Source organism: Candidatus Alistipes pullistercoris (genome assembly GCF_027665465.1).
GTDB classification, from domain to species: domain Bacteria; phylum Bacteroidota; class Bacteroidia; order Bacteroidales; family Rikenellaceae; genus Alistipes_A; species Alistipes_A hominis.
The window spans coordinates 22,114-36,659 of the sequence record NZ_JAQDED010000001.1 but is presented as its reverse complement, the minus strand read 5'-3'; the positions used below and the strand labels follow the sequence as shown (position 1 = coordinate 36,659).

General features: G+C 49.5%; 14 protein-coding genes and 1 other RNA gene. 11 read left to right on the top strand and 4 right to left on the bottom strand.

Features of this window, described 5'->3' with window-relative positions; all coding sequences use genetic code 11:
• Nucleotides 1-7: 7 nt before the first annotated feature.
• The 3 genes from PGR91_RS00175 to ffs form a co-directional block, all read right to left on the bottom strand.
• A complete protein-coding gene (locus PGR91_RS00175; RefSeq protein WP_055202160.1) occupies nucleotides 8-586 on the bottom strand; it encodes a DUF4199 domain-containing protein in 579 nt (192 codons plus the stop codon).
• A gap of 24 nt (nucleotides 587-610) precedes the next feature.
• Nucleotides 611-1,213, bottom strand: coding sequence for an L-threonylcarbamoyladenylate synthase (locus PGR91_RS00170; RefSeq protein ID WP_055202158.1), 603 nt, complete (start codon nucleotides 1,211-1,213; stop codon nucleotides 611-613).
• Between the two features lie 37 nt (nucleotides 1,214-1,250).
• Nucleotides 1,251-1,349: signal recognition particle sRNA small type (gene ffs / locus PGR91_RS00165), an RNA gene on the bottom strand.
• Between the two features lie 49 nt (nucleotides 1,350-1,398).
• On the opposite strand from ffs, the gene mltG reads away from it, so the two are divergent.
• Entirely contained in the window at nucleotides 1,399-2,424 is a 1,026-nt protein-coding gene (gene mltG, locus PGR91_RS00160; protein ID WP_118657123.1) for an endolytic transglycosylase MltG, read from the top strand.
• A gap of 33 nt (nucleotides 2,425-2,457) precedes the next feature.
• Here the strand turns inward: mltG and PGR91_RS00155 are convergent, their stop codons facing one another.
• Entirely contained in the window at nucleotides 2,458-3,537 is a 1,080-nt protein-coding gene (locus PGR91_RS00155) for a glycosylase (RefSeq protein WP_118657125.1), read from the bottom strand.
• A 538-nt stretch (nucleotides 3,538-4,075) separates the two neighbouring features.
• Between PGR91_RS00155 and PGR91_RS00150 the strand changes: the two genes are divergently transcribed.
• The 10 genes from PGR91_RS00150 to PGR91_RS00105 all read left to right on the top strand — a co-directional run bounded on the left by PGR91_RS00150 (nucleotide 4,076) and on the right by PGR91_RS00105 (nucleotide 14,535).
• Nucleotides 4,076-4,606, top strand: coding sequence for a UpxY family transcription antiterminator (locus PGR91_RS00150; RefSeq protein ID WP_055202152.1), 531 nt, complete (start codon nucleotides 4,076-4,078; stop codon nucleotides 4,604-4,606).
• A 150-nt stretch (nucleotides 4,607-4,756) separates the two neighbouring features.
• The gene (locus PGR91_RS00145) at nucleotides 4,757-6,295 is read left to right on the top strand and encodes a hypothetical protein (RefSeq protein ID WP_147387415.1); all 1,539 of its coding nucleotides are present in this window, start codon (nucleotides 4,757-4,759) and stop codon (nucleotides 6,293-6,295) included.
• Complete coding sequence (locus tag PGR91_RS00140) at nucleotides 6,292-7,146, top strand: acyltransferase (RefSeq protein WP_055202148.1); 855 nt, start codon at nucleotides 6,292-6,294, stop codon at nucleotides 7,144-7,146. The genes PGR91_RS00145 and PGR91_RS00140 overlap by 4 nt, the downstream gene beginning before the upstream one ends.
• Nucleotides 7,146-7,850 (top strand): CatB-related O-acetyltransferase, encoded by a 705-nt coding sequence (locus tag PGR91_RS00135; protein WP_118457705.1) that lies wholly within the window; start codon nucleotides 7,146-7,148, stop codon nucleotides 7,848-7,850. The genes PGR91_RS00140 and PGR91_RS00135 overlap by 1 nt, the downstream gene beginning before the upstream one ends.
• Nucleotides 7,851-8,065: 215 nt before the next feature.
• Nucleotides 8,066-9,199 (top strand): NAD-dependent epimerase/dehydratase family protein, encoded by a 1,134-nt coding sequence (locus PGR91_RS00130; protein WP_055202144.1) that lies wholly within the window; start codon nucleotides 8,066-8,068, stop codon nucleotides 9,197-9,199.
• 8 nt (nucleotides 9,200-9,207) lie between these two features.
• The gene (locus PGR91_RS00125; protein WP_055202142.1) at nucleotides 9,208-10,113 is read left to right on the top strand and encodes a glycosyltransferase family 2 protein; all 906 of its coding nucleotides are present in this window, start codon (nucleotides 9,208-9,210) and stop codon (nucleotides 10,111-10,113) included.
• 27 nt (nucleotides 10,114-10,140) lie between these two features.
• Nucleotides 10,141-11,313 carry an EpsG family protein gene (locus PGR91_RS00120; protein WP_118657130.1) on the top strand — a complete coding sequence of 391 codons (1,173 nt, stop codon included), beginning with the start codon at nucleotides 10,141-10,143 and terminating at the stop codon, nucleotides 11,311-11,313.
• Nucleotides 11,314-11,540: 227 nt separating this feature from the next.
• On the top strand, nucleotides 11,541-12,392 hold the full coding sequence (locus PGR91_RS00115) for a glycosyltransferase (RefSeq protein WP_180951513.1): 852 nt from the start codon (nucleotides 11,541-11,543) through the stop codon (nucleotides 12,390-12,392).
• Nucleotides 12,389-13,489 (top strand): glycosyltransferase, encoded by a 1,101-nt coding sequence (locus tag PGR91_RS00110; protein ID WP_118657131.1) that lies wholly within the window; start codon nucleotides 12,389-12,391, stop codon nucleotides 13,487-13,489. The genes PGR91_RS00115 and PGR91_RS00110 overlap by 4 nt, the downstream gene beginning before the upstream one ends.
• A gap of 17 nt (nucleotides 13,490-13,506) precedes the next feature.
• Nucleotides 13,507-14,535, top strand: coding sequence for a dehydrogenase (locus tag PGR91_RS00105; RefSeq protein ID WP_055202135.1), 1,029 nt, complete (start codon nucleotides 13,507-13,509; stop codon nucleotides 14,533-14,535).
• The last annotated feature ends 11 nt before the right edge of the window (nucleotides 14,536-14,546 follow it).

Sequence of the window (14,546 nt, the reverse complement as noted above, 5' to 3'; positions counted from 1 at the left end):
GTTGTTTTTATTCGGATTGCGGGGGCGTCGTGCCGTTTTGTCCGTTGTTCGCACCGGCGAACGGGTCGCCGTGGCGTTTGACGAACAACGATACGATCAGGCCGAGCAGTCCGCCGTAAATAATCATCGTACCCACGCCGCTGAACACGACGAAGAGCGGGTTCCCCATCATTCTCGCCGCGATCGTACCGGCCGACTCGACCGCTTTCTCGTCCCATCCGTTTTCCACGTAGGTCGCGATCGCCAGGTCCATCTGTTGCCGGAAAAATTCCGGGTCGATCCATTTGTAAAGCACGAACATGCCCAGTCCGCCGAGAATCCCGGCGAACAGCGACATCCGCAGGACGAAGGCCATGCTTTGGCCGAACGAAAAGCCGGCGGCTCCGCGCAGGGCCGCCATCCGGCTCGAATAGAAATAGAGAAATCCGGCGATCGAAAAGAAGCCCAGCGCGCCCGCCAGCGATGCGACGCCCGTATGCGAGCGCATCAGGTGACCGGCGATCGCAAGGATCGCATAGGTCAGGCCCATGTAGAACCCGCCGGTCGCCGCCTCCCTCCATGCAATGCTATTGAATGATTTTTCCATCGTAACGATTTTCTGATTGTCGGTTTAAACGAGGTTGCCGATGCCTTCGCGCAGGATCGAGATGTCGTCCGGGTCGGTGCAGTCGACCACCGTCGTCGGGACGTGGTTGCCGTATCCGCCGTCGATCACCGCATCCACCAGTGTTCCGTAACGCTCGTAGATCAGCGACGGGTCGGTCGTGTACTCCTCTTCCCGGCTGTCTTTGACCGAGGCCGTGACCATCGGATTGCCCAGCGCTTCGACCAGCGCGATCGGAATGCCGTTATCCGGAATACGTATCCCCACCGTTTTTTTCTTTTCCAGGAATTTGTCCGGAATTTTTCCCGATGCGTTGAGGATGAAGGTAAACGGGCCGGGCAGGTTGCGTTTCAGCAGTTTGAAGACCGTGTTGTCCACCTTGGCGTATGCCGCGACTACGCTCAGGTCGGGGCAGATGATCGAAAAGTCGGGGCCCGTTTTACCGGTGATCGCGCGGATCCGCTCGATGGCCTTGGTGCTTTTCAGCGAGCAGCCGAACGCGTAGACGCTGTCGGTCGGATAGATGATCACGCCGTCGCGCGCGAGGATGTCCGCCGCCTGCGCGACGGATTTCTCATTCGGGTTTTGCGGATAGATTTTGATGATCATAACCCTGTGTCGTTTTGTCGTGACGGTCGAAATAAAAAATGGGTAAGCTACTTATATCGCACCGCTACAACCGCCTACCCTTGCTGTCTTCCGACCCTGGGGGATTCAGCAGGAGCTGGTCGTATAAGACTTACCCAGGGACAAAATTAAACAATTTCGCTATATTTGCAAAAATATTTTTCCGGATGAAGCGAAAAGGAAAGTATTACCTGCTAGCCGCGTTTGCGACGCTTGCGGTAACGATTTGTGTCGGTGGTTATTCCGCATGGCAATACTTTTGGGGCGGAGCGGTGGCCCGCGACGCGGTCGTGTTGGTTCCTACCGGCAGCGATTTCGACCGGCTGACCGATTCGCTTCGGCGAAGCGGCGCGTTGCGCAATGTGCGCAAATTCGTGCGGATAGCGCGTATACGCGGTTTGGACGAGGGCGTGCGTCCGGGACGTTATAAGCTCGACGCGGGGATGACCTACGCTGCGCTGATCGACCGACTGAAACAGGGACTTCAGGCTCCGGTGCGGGTTACTTTCAACAATGTCCGGACGCTCGATCGGTTGGCCGGTAGCGTCGGCCGGAGGCTGGAAACCGATTCGGCGGCCCTTGCGCGGGCGCTGCTGAGCGATTCCATGGCCCGCGCATACGGATACGCTCCGCAGACCTTCATCGGGATGTTCATTCCGAATACTTACGAAATGTACTGGAACAGTTCGGCGGATGATTTTATTCGACGAATGAAGAAAGAGTCCGACCGGTTTTGGAAAAGCCGCGATGCGAAACTCGCCCGCACGGGTCTTTCCCGCGACGAGGCGACGACCCTCGCTTCGATCGTTTACGAAGAAACCAAACGTAAGGACGAAATGCCCGTCGTGGCGGGGGTTTACATCAACCGGCTGAAACGCGGCATGCCGTTGCAGGCCGATCCGACGGTTAAGTTCGCCGTCGGAGACTTCTCGATCAAGCGCGTCCTGTACGCTCACCTGGACGTCGATTCCCCGTACAATACCTATAAATATTCGGGCCTGCCGCCGGGGCCGATTTGTATGCCGTCGATCGCAGCGATTGACGCCGTGCTCGATTATGCCGATCACGACTATCTCTACTTCTGCGCTAAGGACGATCTTTCGGGTGCCCATAATTTTGCGAAAACCCTTGCCGATCACAACCGCAACGCGGCGGCCTATGCTCGGGCGCTGAACCGGTTGAAAATCAAATAGCGCGTTTCGTGGCCTCCGTCTTTCGGTGCGGGGCTAACGGAATTGCAGACTGCTGCGGCCCATGTCCCGCGACGTCGCTACGGCAATGCCGCGCCGATCGTGGCCGTTGACCGCGCAGTAGAAATGGTATACCACTCCTTTATATTTCACTACGAACGATTTGTGTGCGAAAAGGTTGTCGTAAGGTTCGGACGGAACGATCAGATCGTCGCCCGTCCAGTCCGTCCAGTGGACCAGATCGTACGAACAGGCGAAACGGTTGAAAGCCGCATACGGTTTTCCTTTCCAGAAAGCGCCGAAGTAGAACATGACGTACAGGTCGCCCATCTTCTGGATCTGCGCGTCGCCGGTGATCCCTTCGGGGTGCTCCAGCACCGGCCGGTCGGAGTAACGCCGCCAGGTTTTCAGGTCGTCCGACAGCGCGATCCCGATGCTTTCCTTGCCGTCCGCGCTTCCCTTGGCATTGTAATACATGACGAACGGGGCTCCGAGTAGTCGTTTCGGGGCCCGAATCACCGAACTTTTGTACAGCGTGTAGCACTCCCACGATCCGGCGTCCGGGTCTGCGGGCGTCATGACCGGAGCGTCGAAACCTTCCCATTCGTGAGGCCGAGCGATCTCTCCGCCGGTGCGGGCCATGCCTACGTTCAACATGCCGGCTTCGTATCCCTGCGAGGATCCGCCGATGTAGGACAGCCAGTAGCGGCCGTCGTATTTTCCGGCACGGTAGCTGCCTCCCCAGCGGTAATCCTGCAACGCGAGGTATCCTCCGCGCTGGGCCGAATCCCAGCTCCCCCCGGCAAACGACAGAATCGGTCCGAGCGTGTTCCATTTCAGTAGGTCGTCGCTTTCGGCCAGCCAAGTCTCGTACCCCGTGCTGTCGAACAACACGTAGGTCATGTACCACTTGCCTTTTTCACGGAACACGGTCGGGGAGTCCACCATGTCTTCGTCCCGTTCCGGAACCAGGACGAGTCCGTATTTGTAAGGCGTCTTTACCGTTTCGTAAACTTTTTTCATCGTTTCCTGCGGAACGCTTTGCTGCGCCGTCGCGGGTTGCAGGAACGACAGGGCGGCCGCTAATGCCAGCCCGGCGGGGATACGTCGTTTCATAGGTCGTAATATGGATGGATTTGCCGGTTTATCAAGTGCGGTACGGGGCAAGCCGTGTTCCGGTTCCGTAAAGTTAGCATAATTTTTATACCCTAGATTAAATAAAAAGGACAGCTCGGCGCCGTTCTTTTATTTTTTCTTTGAAGTCTTATCGGGAATATCCTGATTGGCTATATTGTCAAAAAAATCCGGGATGTTTTGCTGCCTATCTGTCAGCGTTTTATGGGCAAAAATTATTGTCATTCGAATGTCGGACTTTATTTTGATGAAAATCAAAGTATTAATCGCGCGTCGAAAGTCGTCGGACAATAAAAATGTTTGGCCATTACATGAATAATTGTTATGTTTGCGCTGATAAAATACCGTTTCGTACGTTGAAAGCGGGTTTTTCGGGGTTTACGGCATTCGCACCTGGGTCAGGCGCAGAGCCGCGTTCCGGAATATCAAATCGATATTAAGCGGACAAAACTTATCTGACTGCGTGTAAAGACGATTTTCTGGCACGGGGGAATGGAAGGAATGTCCTTTTGTGAAACGGATGACAAGCGAAACCGCTTCGGAGCATTGGTACGCGCTCAAAGTTTTCTACAATAAAGTATTCGAGATCGAAGCTTATCTGAAAGATAAGGCTTTCGAAAGTTATATCCCCCTCAAAACGGTCGAGATGATGTGGCGCGGAGAGAAAAAAATCTGCCGCAAACCGGCCGTTTCTTCCCTGATGTTCGTTCGCGCGACGGAACATGCCGCGATCGGATTGCAGCGGCAGTTGAATAACCGCATTATCGTATACTGCGACCGGGATACGAAGCGCCCTGCCGCGATTCCGGAACGCGAAATGAATATCTTTAGGTTGGTGACCTCTTCGGGCGATCGGGAACTGGAGTATTTCGGCGGCGAAGATACGGTTTACCATACCGGCGACCGGGTACGCGTAACCGAAGGCATCTTCAAGGGCGCGGAAGGTTATATCCGGAGAATCAAAGGGAACAGGCGGCTGGTGGTCTCGATAGAGGGCATCGTAGCCGTTGCCACCTCCTATATTCCGGGGTGTTTTTTAGAAAAGATCTAACGCCGGATCGCCTTTTGCCGTATATTTTATCGCGTTCACTCATCGCATCACAGGTGCGGAACCATTGTTTTAACCGCACAAAAGAACCTTCCGGCCTGAATAAGAATTCGGCGGAGAACTTCTCTCTTTTTGGTAAAATACGTTTTACGGATGCAGCCTGGCAATAGAGTCATTTTAAATACAGCTATTTTATACGCTAAAATGGTTGTTTCCATTTTAGTGGGGTTGATTTCGACCCGGTTGGTTCTTAAGGCGTTAGGAGTAGAAAATTATGGTATTTATAATCTGGTGGCAGGCGTAGTGTCTATGCTGGCGTTTTTAAATACTTCATTGGCGGCGTCTACTCAACGTTTTTTATCTTTTTCTTTGGGAAAACAGGATGTTCGGCATCTTAAAAAAATATTTTACTATAGTTTAATTCTCCATATCGGCATCGGCGTATGTGTTATTTTATTAATAGAGACTGTCGGCATATACGGGATTAAACATGTCCTGACAATCGCGCCGGATAAAATAAGCAATACGCTGTCTATATTGCATTTACTGAGTTGTAGCGTTTTTTTTTCCATCGTAGCCGTTCCGTATATAGCCGTTCTCATCAGCCGGGAGAACATGCTGTTGTTATCTCTGATCGAAATTGCGGAAACCGTTCTCAAATTGCTGGGAGCGGTATATCTATTGACATATCCGGGCAACAGGCTGATCATGTACTCTGCCATCATCGTTGCCGTCATGATCATTTCGCTATTGTTGAAAATGATTATCTGTAGGATGAAATACCCCGAAACTCGTATCGTATTTCAATCATTGAACGACAGAACGCTGTTGCGCGAGTTGACTTCGTTTGCCGGCTGGTATACTTTTGCATCGGTCGGCAGTATGGGGCGGGGGCAGGGAATCCCGATGATATTGAATGTGTTTTTCGGAGTGGTTGTGAATGCTGCGTACGGAATTGCCAATCAGGTCAACGGGTTGATGCAGTTTTTTGCTACGGCCATTCTGCAATCCATCAGACCGCAGATCATCAAAAGCGAAGGGGCTCAGGATCGGATCAGGGTAAAGAAATTATCGCTTGTCGCATGTCGTTACATGTTTTTTCTCTGCGCCTTGTTTTCCATTCCGCTAATTATAGAAATGCCTTACGTTCTCCACTTGTGGCTCGGAAACCCGCCTGAGTACACGGTCGGTTTCTGTCGGTTGGTATTGCTGTCCACTTTGCTGTTTATGATTACATGCGGCTTGGGAACTGCCATCGACGCTACCGGCAACATTAAATGGATGTATATTTGGATGGGAAGTTTGCATTTTCTGAATTTGCCGGTAGGTTATTTCTTGCTTAAGGCCGGGATGTCCGCTTACAGCGTATTATGGGTCGTCGTCGGCGAAGAACTCATCTGTATGTGGGTGCGGATCTACTTGGCGAACCGTATTGTCGGGATATCCGTGCGCAAATTCGTCCGACGGGTTATCGTTCCGATTACGATCGTTACGGGGGCGACGGTTCTGGCCGGCATCGTAGCTATTTTTTATATGCATACCGGATTTTTGAGATTGGTCGTCACGTCGATGCTCTGTACCTGTACTTTTTTGATAACGGGTTGGTTTTGCGGAATCGAAAACGAAGAAAAAAGCCGGTTTAAAAATATCATGCACAATATCACCGCACAATTTAAATTGGTCAAACGATGAATGCAGCCCGTCTTGTTAACGGCATTTTATGGCGCATGGAAAAATTCTTTTCCCGTACGCGTATCCGGTGGTTCAAAACTTTGTATATCAATTTTAGAACTCTTCCGTTCAGTCAGGCAATCCGATTGCCTATATACATTTACGGACATGTAAAATTCTATTGTTTATCCGGTAAAATCGTAATTTTCGGACCCATTTCAAGAGGGATGATTAAATTCGGATACCAACAAGGTTCGTTTTCCGCACCGACGAGAAGTGCTATGATTTTGTTGGATCAGGGAACCGAATTGATTTTTAACGGGCCTTGTATGTTCGATTTCGACTATGCTGTCAGATTGACGGGGAAAAGCAATGTAAATATCGGGGCTCATGTAGTATTCGGTCATGATGTGAAAATTTACAGTGAAGAATCGATCACCATAGGGGATTATTGCCGGGTCGCTTTTGGAAGTTGTTTTATAGATACCAATTATCACTATTCTATCGAATTGTCTAATGGCGCTGTCCGTAAAAAGAGCGCTCCTATCGAGATCGGTCGTTATAACTGGATCGGAAACACGTCTACGATCATGAAAGGTACAAGAACCCCGGAGGGAACTATTATCGCATCAAAAGGTTTCTTGAATAAAAATTATGTAAAGCTCGGAGAGGGTGGGACAAATATCGTTTTAGCGGGAAGTCCGGCTAATATTGTACAAAAAGGGTATGCTAGGATACTGTGTCTGGAAATGGAAAAAAATATTAATGAATGGTTTGCGACTCATCCCGGCGAGAAAGAATGTTTGGCGGGCGACTTATCGCATGATTATCGGGTCAATGACGCGTATCGCGATTTATTCAACCGAATATAATGAATAAAAAGATTCGAATCATATTGAGTCGTATCAAATGGGGGCTCGTCAAATGGTATATCGGTCGGAAATACCATGTCTCTTTCGGCCGAAGAGTTGAGGCGTACGATTGCATCTATGAAGGATATCATTCCATCGGAACCGCCAGCTTCATTAGCAGGTCGTATTTAGGATCAGGAACTTACGTTTCGGGGCATTGTGTAATTGGAGATTCGTATATCGGACGGTACTGCAGCATTGCCGACGATGTCGCGATTGGACTTGCGAGTCATCCCTCTGCCGTTTGGGTGACTACTTATCCCGCCTTTTATATGAATTTTAATCGTTGCGTGAATTTTACCTTCCATGCCGGGCCGGAGAAGTATCATCCGTTCAAAAAAGCGTCCGGGCGGTACAACTGCAAGATCGGACACGACGTCTGGATTGGCCGGGGGGCAACAATCGTATCGGGAGTGACGGTCGGCGACGGCGCTATTATCGGAGCGGGCGCTGTCGTATTGAAAGATGTGGCTCCGTATGAAATCGTCGCAGGCGTGCCCGCGCGACATATTCGCTATCGATTTACGGATACTCAGATCAAGGCGCTGTTGCGGATCGAATGGTGGAATAAAGATATGGAATGGCTCAGGGAGCACTATGCGGATTTTGAAAACATAGATATATTTATTGAAAGTTATGCGGACGGCACGTTCTCTCAGAGGTAAAAGACGCTGTCGATTGAAATCTTTTTTACGATTTTTCCCGGAAAAAGTGGCGTCGAACGAACGCCGCAGGGGATTTTATCGAATCGCACGGATGATTCATCGTGTCGCTTAACGATCTGGATAAACAGGCGGATCCCGAGCATACGGACGGCCTGATACGCTGCCGGCAGGAGGCGTAAGGTCGTTGCATATTTTCCGACAATAATCCATACATCATGAAAAACATACTTATTACCGGAGGCGCAGGCTTTATCGGTTCGAATCTCGCGCTCAAACTTTTAAAACGCGGCTATCAAGTCACGGTGCTCGATAGCCTCGCTGCTCAGATTCACGGGGACGATCCGGACAGATCTCCCCTTTACGGCAGTATTAAAAATAAGGTCAGATTCGTTCACGGGGACGTGACCGTCAGGGAAGATTGGGAAAAAGCCTTGAAGGATCAGGATGCGATCGTCCATTTGGCGGCGGAAACCGGGACGGGACAAAGTATGTACGAAATTCAGAAATATACCGAGACCAATATCGGCGGGACCTCGTTGATGTTGGATATATTGACCAATTCGAAACATCGGGTACGAAAAGTGGTCGTCGCTTCGTCGCGCGCCATTTACGGGGAGGGCAGATACCTCAGCCGAACCTACGGTTATGTTTACCCGCTGTCCCGTACGGAGGAATACATGTCGCAGGGCGATTTCGAATGTAAATATCCCGGTGAACCGGCCCCGTTGACCTTGGTCGGAACTACCGAAGATTCGCTGATACATCCGACGTCCGTGTACGGAATCACCAAACATGTCCAGGAACAACTGGTAATGACCGTATGTCCGACGCTCGGCATCGCGCCCGTCGCTTTCCGGTATCAGAACGTTTATGGGCCGGGGCAGTCGCTCAGCAACCCGTACACGGGGATTCTCTCTATTTTTTCGACCCGGATTAAAAACAAAAACGGAATCAATGTTTTCGAGGACGGAAAAGAGAGCCGGGACTTCGTGTACATAGAAGATGTCGTAGACGCAACGATAGCGGGACTCGAAAAGGAACAGGCCGACGGAGAATCCTTCAACGTAGGTACGGGCGTCGCGACGGACGTGCTGACCGTCGCCGAGACGCTGATCGAAAAATACGGGATCGAAGTCCCTGTGACGGTCAGCGGGAACTATCGTCTCGGGGATATCCGCCACAATTACGCCGATCTGACGAAAATCAAAACGAAACTCGGTTTCGAACCCCGGTGGAGTTTCGACAGGGGGATTCGGCAATTTACCGATTGGGTGAATACCCAGGATATCCAGAAAGACCGGTACGAAGACTCCATCGAAGAGATGAAAACGAAAGGACTTTATAAATAGGCGGAACGATGACTCCCAGAATTGGCATAGTGACTGTTTTGTACAACAGCGCCGGCGTATTGCCCGAGTTTTTCGAGACGCTGGGGACGCAGAGATACACCAATTTTATCCTGTATATCGTCGATAATAAATCCCCGGACGATTCGCTTGCCGTCGCGCGGAAACTTTGTGCCTCCGCCCGGTTCGAAACCGTCGTGATCGAGAATGAAGAGAATTACGGAGTAGCCAAAGGAAACAATATCGGCATTAAAGCCGCATTGAGGGACGGCTGCGATAGGGTGTTGTTGTCCAACAACGATATCGTGTTGGTTCCGGATACCATAGAGTGTCTGGTGCGTGCGATGGAGAGCGGGAAGGCATGGATGGCGGTACCCAAAATTCATTTTCACGGGACGAATAAAATTTGGTATGCCGGAGGGTGTTACACTTATTTCGCCTGTTCGTCGCTTCATTACGGCATTTACCAGGAAGATAAAGGACAGTTCGACAAAAGCAGGTTCGTAGACTATGCGCCTACCTGTTTTATGCTTATCCGCAAAGAATTATTCGAAGAGATCGGATATATGGACGAGGCTTACTTCGTTTACTACGACGATACGGATTTCGTGTATAGGGCCCTTCGGCGCGGACACAACGTATTGTATGTGCCGGAGTCTTTCCTTCAACATAAGGAAAGCACTTCTACGGGCGGAAAGAAAAGCGATTTTACGCTCTATTACGACACGCGTAACAGGATCTACTTCACGCTTAAGCATTATACCGGGATACATTTTTTTCTGAGTAAATTGTATTATTTACTCATACCTTGCATCAAATCCGTTTACCGTTCCACGCCCCACGAAAAAGAAATAAAACGAAAAGCGATCAGAGACGGTTATCGACTGTACGATGCGGTCCGGCCCGAAAGATCATAGAACGACCGTCCGGCTTACTCCCCGAGAATGCTTTACAGCTATACTTATTCCGTTCCGTACCTTCTCTTGTTGTCGTTGTTTATTCTACTGACAGTCGTAGAGTATAACTATGACAATAACCGGAAGATTCGACAATGTGTTCGGATCTGTTGTTGCGCGCTGTTCGTTCTGTTTTTCGGTTTCAGGGGATTCGTCGGTTGGGATTGGGTGAATTATTATCCGGCGTACCAGGAAATCGTTCCTCTTTTTAGCAGGGGCTATCTGAATAATTACGATATCGGGACATTCGAGGGCGGGTTTGTAACGTTCATGTCCGTCGTAAAACTCATATCGTCGAATTATCATTTTTTTATACTCGTATGCGTTGTCATAGACGTCTCCATTTTACATGTTTTTTTCAAACGGCATTCCTCGAATTACGCATTCAGTTTCTTGATTTTTATTGCTTTGTATTTAGGGGCGGAGTTGGATATTTTGAGAAATATGAAAAGTATCGGGCTTTTCCTGCTTTCCGTAAAGTACATTCAGCAAAGGCGGTTTCTCCCTTATTTGCTTTTAATGACGCTGGCTTTCATGTTCCATTCCAGCACCCTGTTCTTGTTCCCGCTGTATTTTGTGCCCCGGACATTGCCCCGGCAGTGTTTCATCGTCGTATTTGTCGTCGGCAATCTCCTTTACCTTTCGCAGATCGCTTACATGGCCCCTTTGATTTCGGAAGGCGGGAGGTTTCTCGGGGGAAAATACGCGGCGTTGACCGGGGCTTATCTCAATTCGGATTTGTACGCGCAGGCAAGAGGCATTTCGATCGGTTACCTCGAGAGGACGCTGACCTTCGTACTGGTCGTTCTTTTTTATAAAAAACTCAATACCCGCGAACATGCCGTTTTCTTGAACATGTTCCTGGTTTATTTGTTTATAAACTTATGGATGAGCGAAATAACGATCCTCGTGGATCGGATAGGTCTCTTGTTTTTACTCTCCTACCTGGTGCTGTGGCCGGCCGTTGCGCGGTGTTTTACATTAAAATCGAACAGGATGCTGTTCGTCGGAGGAATCATGATCTACTCTTTGATCCGGGTATCGATCTGTTCGAACAATATTTTGTATCGATACGACAATGTCCTTCTGACGGGAAGCAATTATCCGGAACGCATGTATATAATGGATAGATACAAAGACCAACTCCTAAATTCAAATTGATGAACGGGAAAAAATGCTTATTGATCAGTCCGGTGGCAGAAAATAACTTCGGAGGCGGAATCGGTTTGAATAAGAGCCGGATTCTTTTGACCGAATTATTCCGGGATAACTTGTACTGTGTAGATTTCCGAATGGGTGTCCTGTCCAATGTGCAGAAATTGCGCTGGACATTGCAAGGTTATACCGTAGGGTTGACCCGGTCCGTGAAAACGGAAGCTTTGGCCGTAATGGCACGCGAAGCCCCCGATTACGTTTTTATAAATAGCTCGAATTACGGATTGCTGGCCAAAGCTATTAAAAAGCGTTATCCCGGTTGCAAAATCGTTACTTTTTTTCATAACGTCGAAATCAAATACAGTTACGACGTGGTGCGCCGGCTGAAAAAAATAGGAAACGTACTCTCTTTTTTCGCATTTGCCTACAACGAATGGATGGCGATTCGATACAGCGATACGATTATCGCCCTGAGCGAAAGGGACAGCGCCCTGTTGCATAAGATATATAAACGATCCGCCGATTTTTTGGTGCCGGTGACATTCGATGACAAGCTGGATTACAACAAACTTACCGAACGCCGGGATCAAAAGCCTCGCGGAATTTTTGCCGGCAGTCTTTTTTTCCCGAATGAGTACGGTGTCCGGTGGTTCGTTCAGCATGTCGCTCCTCATGTAAACGCAGAGATCTTGATTATAGGCAAAGGGTTCGAAACGCTGAAAAACGATTTGGAATGCGATAACGTCAAAGTGATAGGAACCGTGGAAGATGTTTCCGAATATTTTTATCGCGCGGATTTCGTAATCGCCCCCATTTTCGAAGGTTCGGGGATGAAACTCAAAACGGCGGAGGCGCTGATGTACGGGAAAACGATCTTCGGCACCACCGAAGCCTTTTCCGGATACGCGTTGGATTTCGATCGGGTGGGAGGGCTGTGCAATACGGCTCGGGAATTCATCGATAAGATCAACGGTTATCCGTATCCGCAGAGGCGGTTCAACGAGGAAAGCCGAAAAATCTACGAACAAAATTACAGCATGGAACATTCGAGGCATTTATTCAGAATGATCTTTGAGAAAATATGAAAAAAATCTTGCTGATTTCCGCATTTGTTCCCAGCCGCAAGACCGCGGGCCAGAATTATACGCGGCAATTAATCGAGGATTTGAGTGGTCGGTACGAGGTCGATCTGATCTGTTTCAAGAACAGAAGCGAGGCGGAGGGGATAGCCGTTCCCGATACGAATATGCTGAAGTGTATCGTTGTCGACAAAAAGGATAAGTTGTTCAATGCTTTAAAATTACCATTTCTGCATCCGATCTTTACGGCTCGTTTTCAATGGTCGGTCGTCCGTTACATCCGTAAAAACAAGCATCGGTACGACGCGTTGATTTTCAATTTCGGACAGGTATTCGCCTATGCGCTATTTGCCGGACACTCTCGAAAAATAGTCATTACGCACGACGTGATGATCCAGAAATTTTCCAGGCAGAAAAACATATTCGGTTATCTTGAGAATAGGTTCGTAAAATTCAGCGAGAGACTATTATACAAAACCGCGACGCTGATATTTTGCCATAGCCCCAAGGACGAAACGCTCATTCGGAATATTTACAGCGTGAAGGCGCATCACATATCGTTGTATTTCGACGAATTGTTGCTGCGCACCGATTACAAGACGATCGTTCCCAAGGACTATTTTGTAATGTACGGCGCCTGGGGCCGAAAAGAAAACACAGAGGGGCTGACGTGGTTTCTCGACGAGGTGTTTCCCCGTACGCCCCGCCTGAATATAAAAATTATCGGCGGCAACATGCCTTCCGACGTCAGGCGAAAAATAGACGAAACCGACCGGGTCGAATATTTGGGGTTCGTAGAGAATCCGTACGGATATATCGCTGAAGCGCAAGGGCTGATCGCGCCTTTGTTTCACGGAGCCGGCATCAAAGTCAAAGTGGTCGAAGCGTTGGCGCTCGGCACTCCCGTATTGGGAAGCGCGGTCGCATGGGAGGGGATCGATCTCTACCTGCCGCTCGGGGAACATACCCGCATCGTCGACACGCCGGAAGGGTACGTGCGGATTTTAGAAAACCGGCGTCCGGTGACGATTGCCGACAAAATACGTTTAGCACAATCGTTTCGTGCCAAATATCAGACGAAATCCATTTTAAATTATCTGTAACCTAATTAAGGTTTCCTATGATCATTCGAAGTAAAGCGCCTCTGCGGTTGGGTTTAGCCGGCGGCGGCAGCGACGTATCGCCGTATAGCGATCTCTACGGAGGATTGATTCTTAACGCGACGATCAATCTTTATGCTCATTGTACGATCGAAGAGACGCAGAACGGCAAAATCGAGATTATTGCAACCGACATCGGGCAGGCGGCAATTTTCGAATCTTTGCCGGTACTTCCCGTCGACGGAACGCTGAACCTGCATAAGGGGGTCTATAACCGAATTGTGAAAGATTTCCGCGTTCCGGCGCCGTCGTGCCGTATCACTACTTATTCGGATGCGCCTCCCGGAAGCGGACTCGGTTCTTCGTCCACAATGGTAGTCGCCATTGTCAAAGCTTTTGTCGAGTGGCTCAATCTACCCCTGGGCGATTATGAAATAGCCCGGTTGGCCTATGAGATCGAACGGAAAGATCTTGCATTGAGCGGAGGAAAACAGGATCAATATGCTGCTACCTTCGGAGGTTTTAACTTTATGGAGTTTCTCAAAGACGACCACGTTATCGTGAATCCGTTACGCATCAAGAAATGGATCGTCGATGAACTGGAAGCCAGTATATTGCTCTATTATACCGGAGCTTCCCGCAGTTCCGCGGAGATTATCGACGAACAGAAAAAAAACACGTCGCAAGGTAATAATCGGGCTGTCGAAGCCATGCACCGCATTAAACAAAATGCCATAAACATGAAGGAAGCATTGCTTAAGGGGGACATCTCTTCCTTCGCCAGAATCCTCGGACAAGGCTGGGAAGACAAAAAAGCAATGGCGTCGGCCATCAGTAATCCGGTCATCGAAGAGGCGATGGAGCGGGCCGTTCAAGCGGGAGCCATTACCGGTAAAGTCTCGGGCGCCGGCGGCGGCGGATTTATAATCTTTGCGGTGGAACCTACAAAAAGGTTGCAGGTGAAACGGGCATTGAATCAGCTCGATGGCAATATCGTCGAGTTTCAATTCAGCGAAGGGGGAACGCACGGGTGGAAAATTTTTCATTGATAAATAGCGGA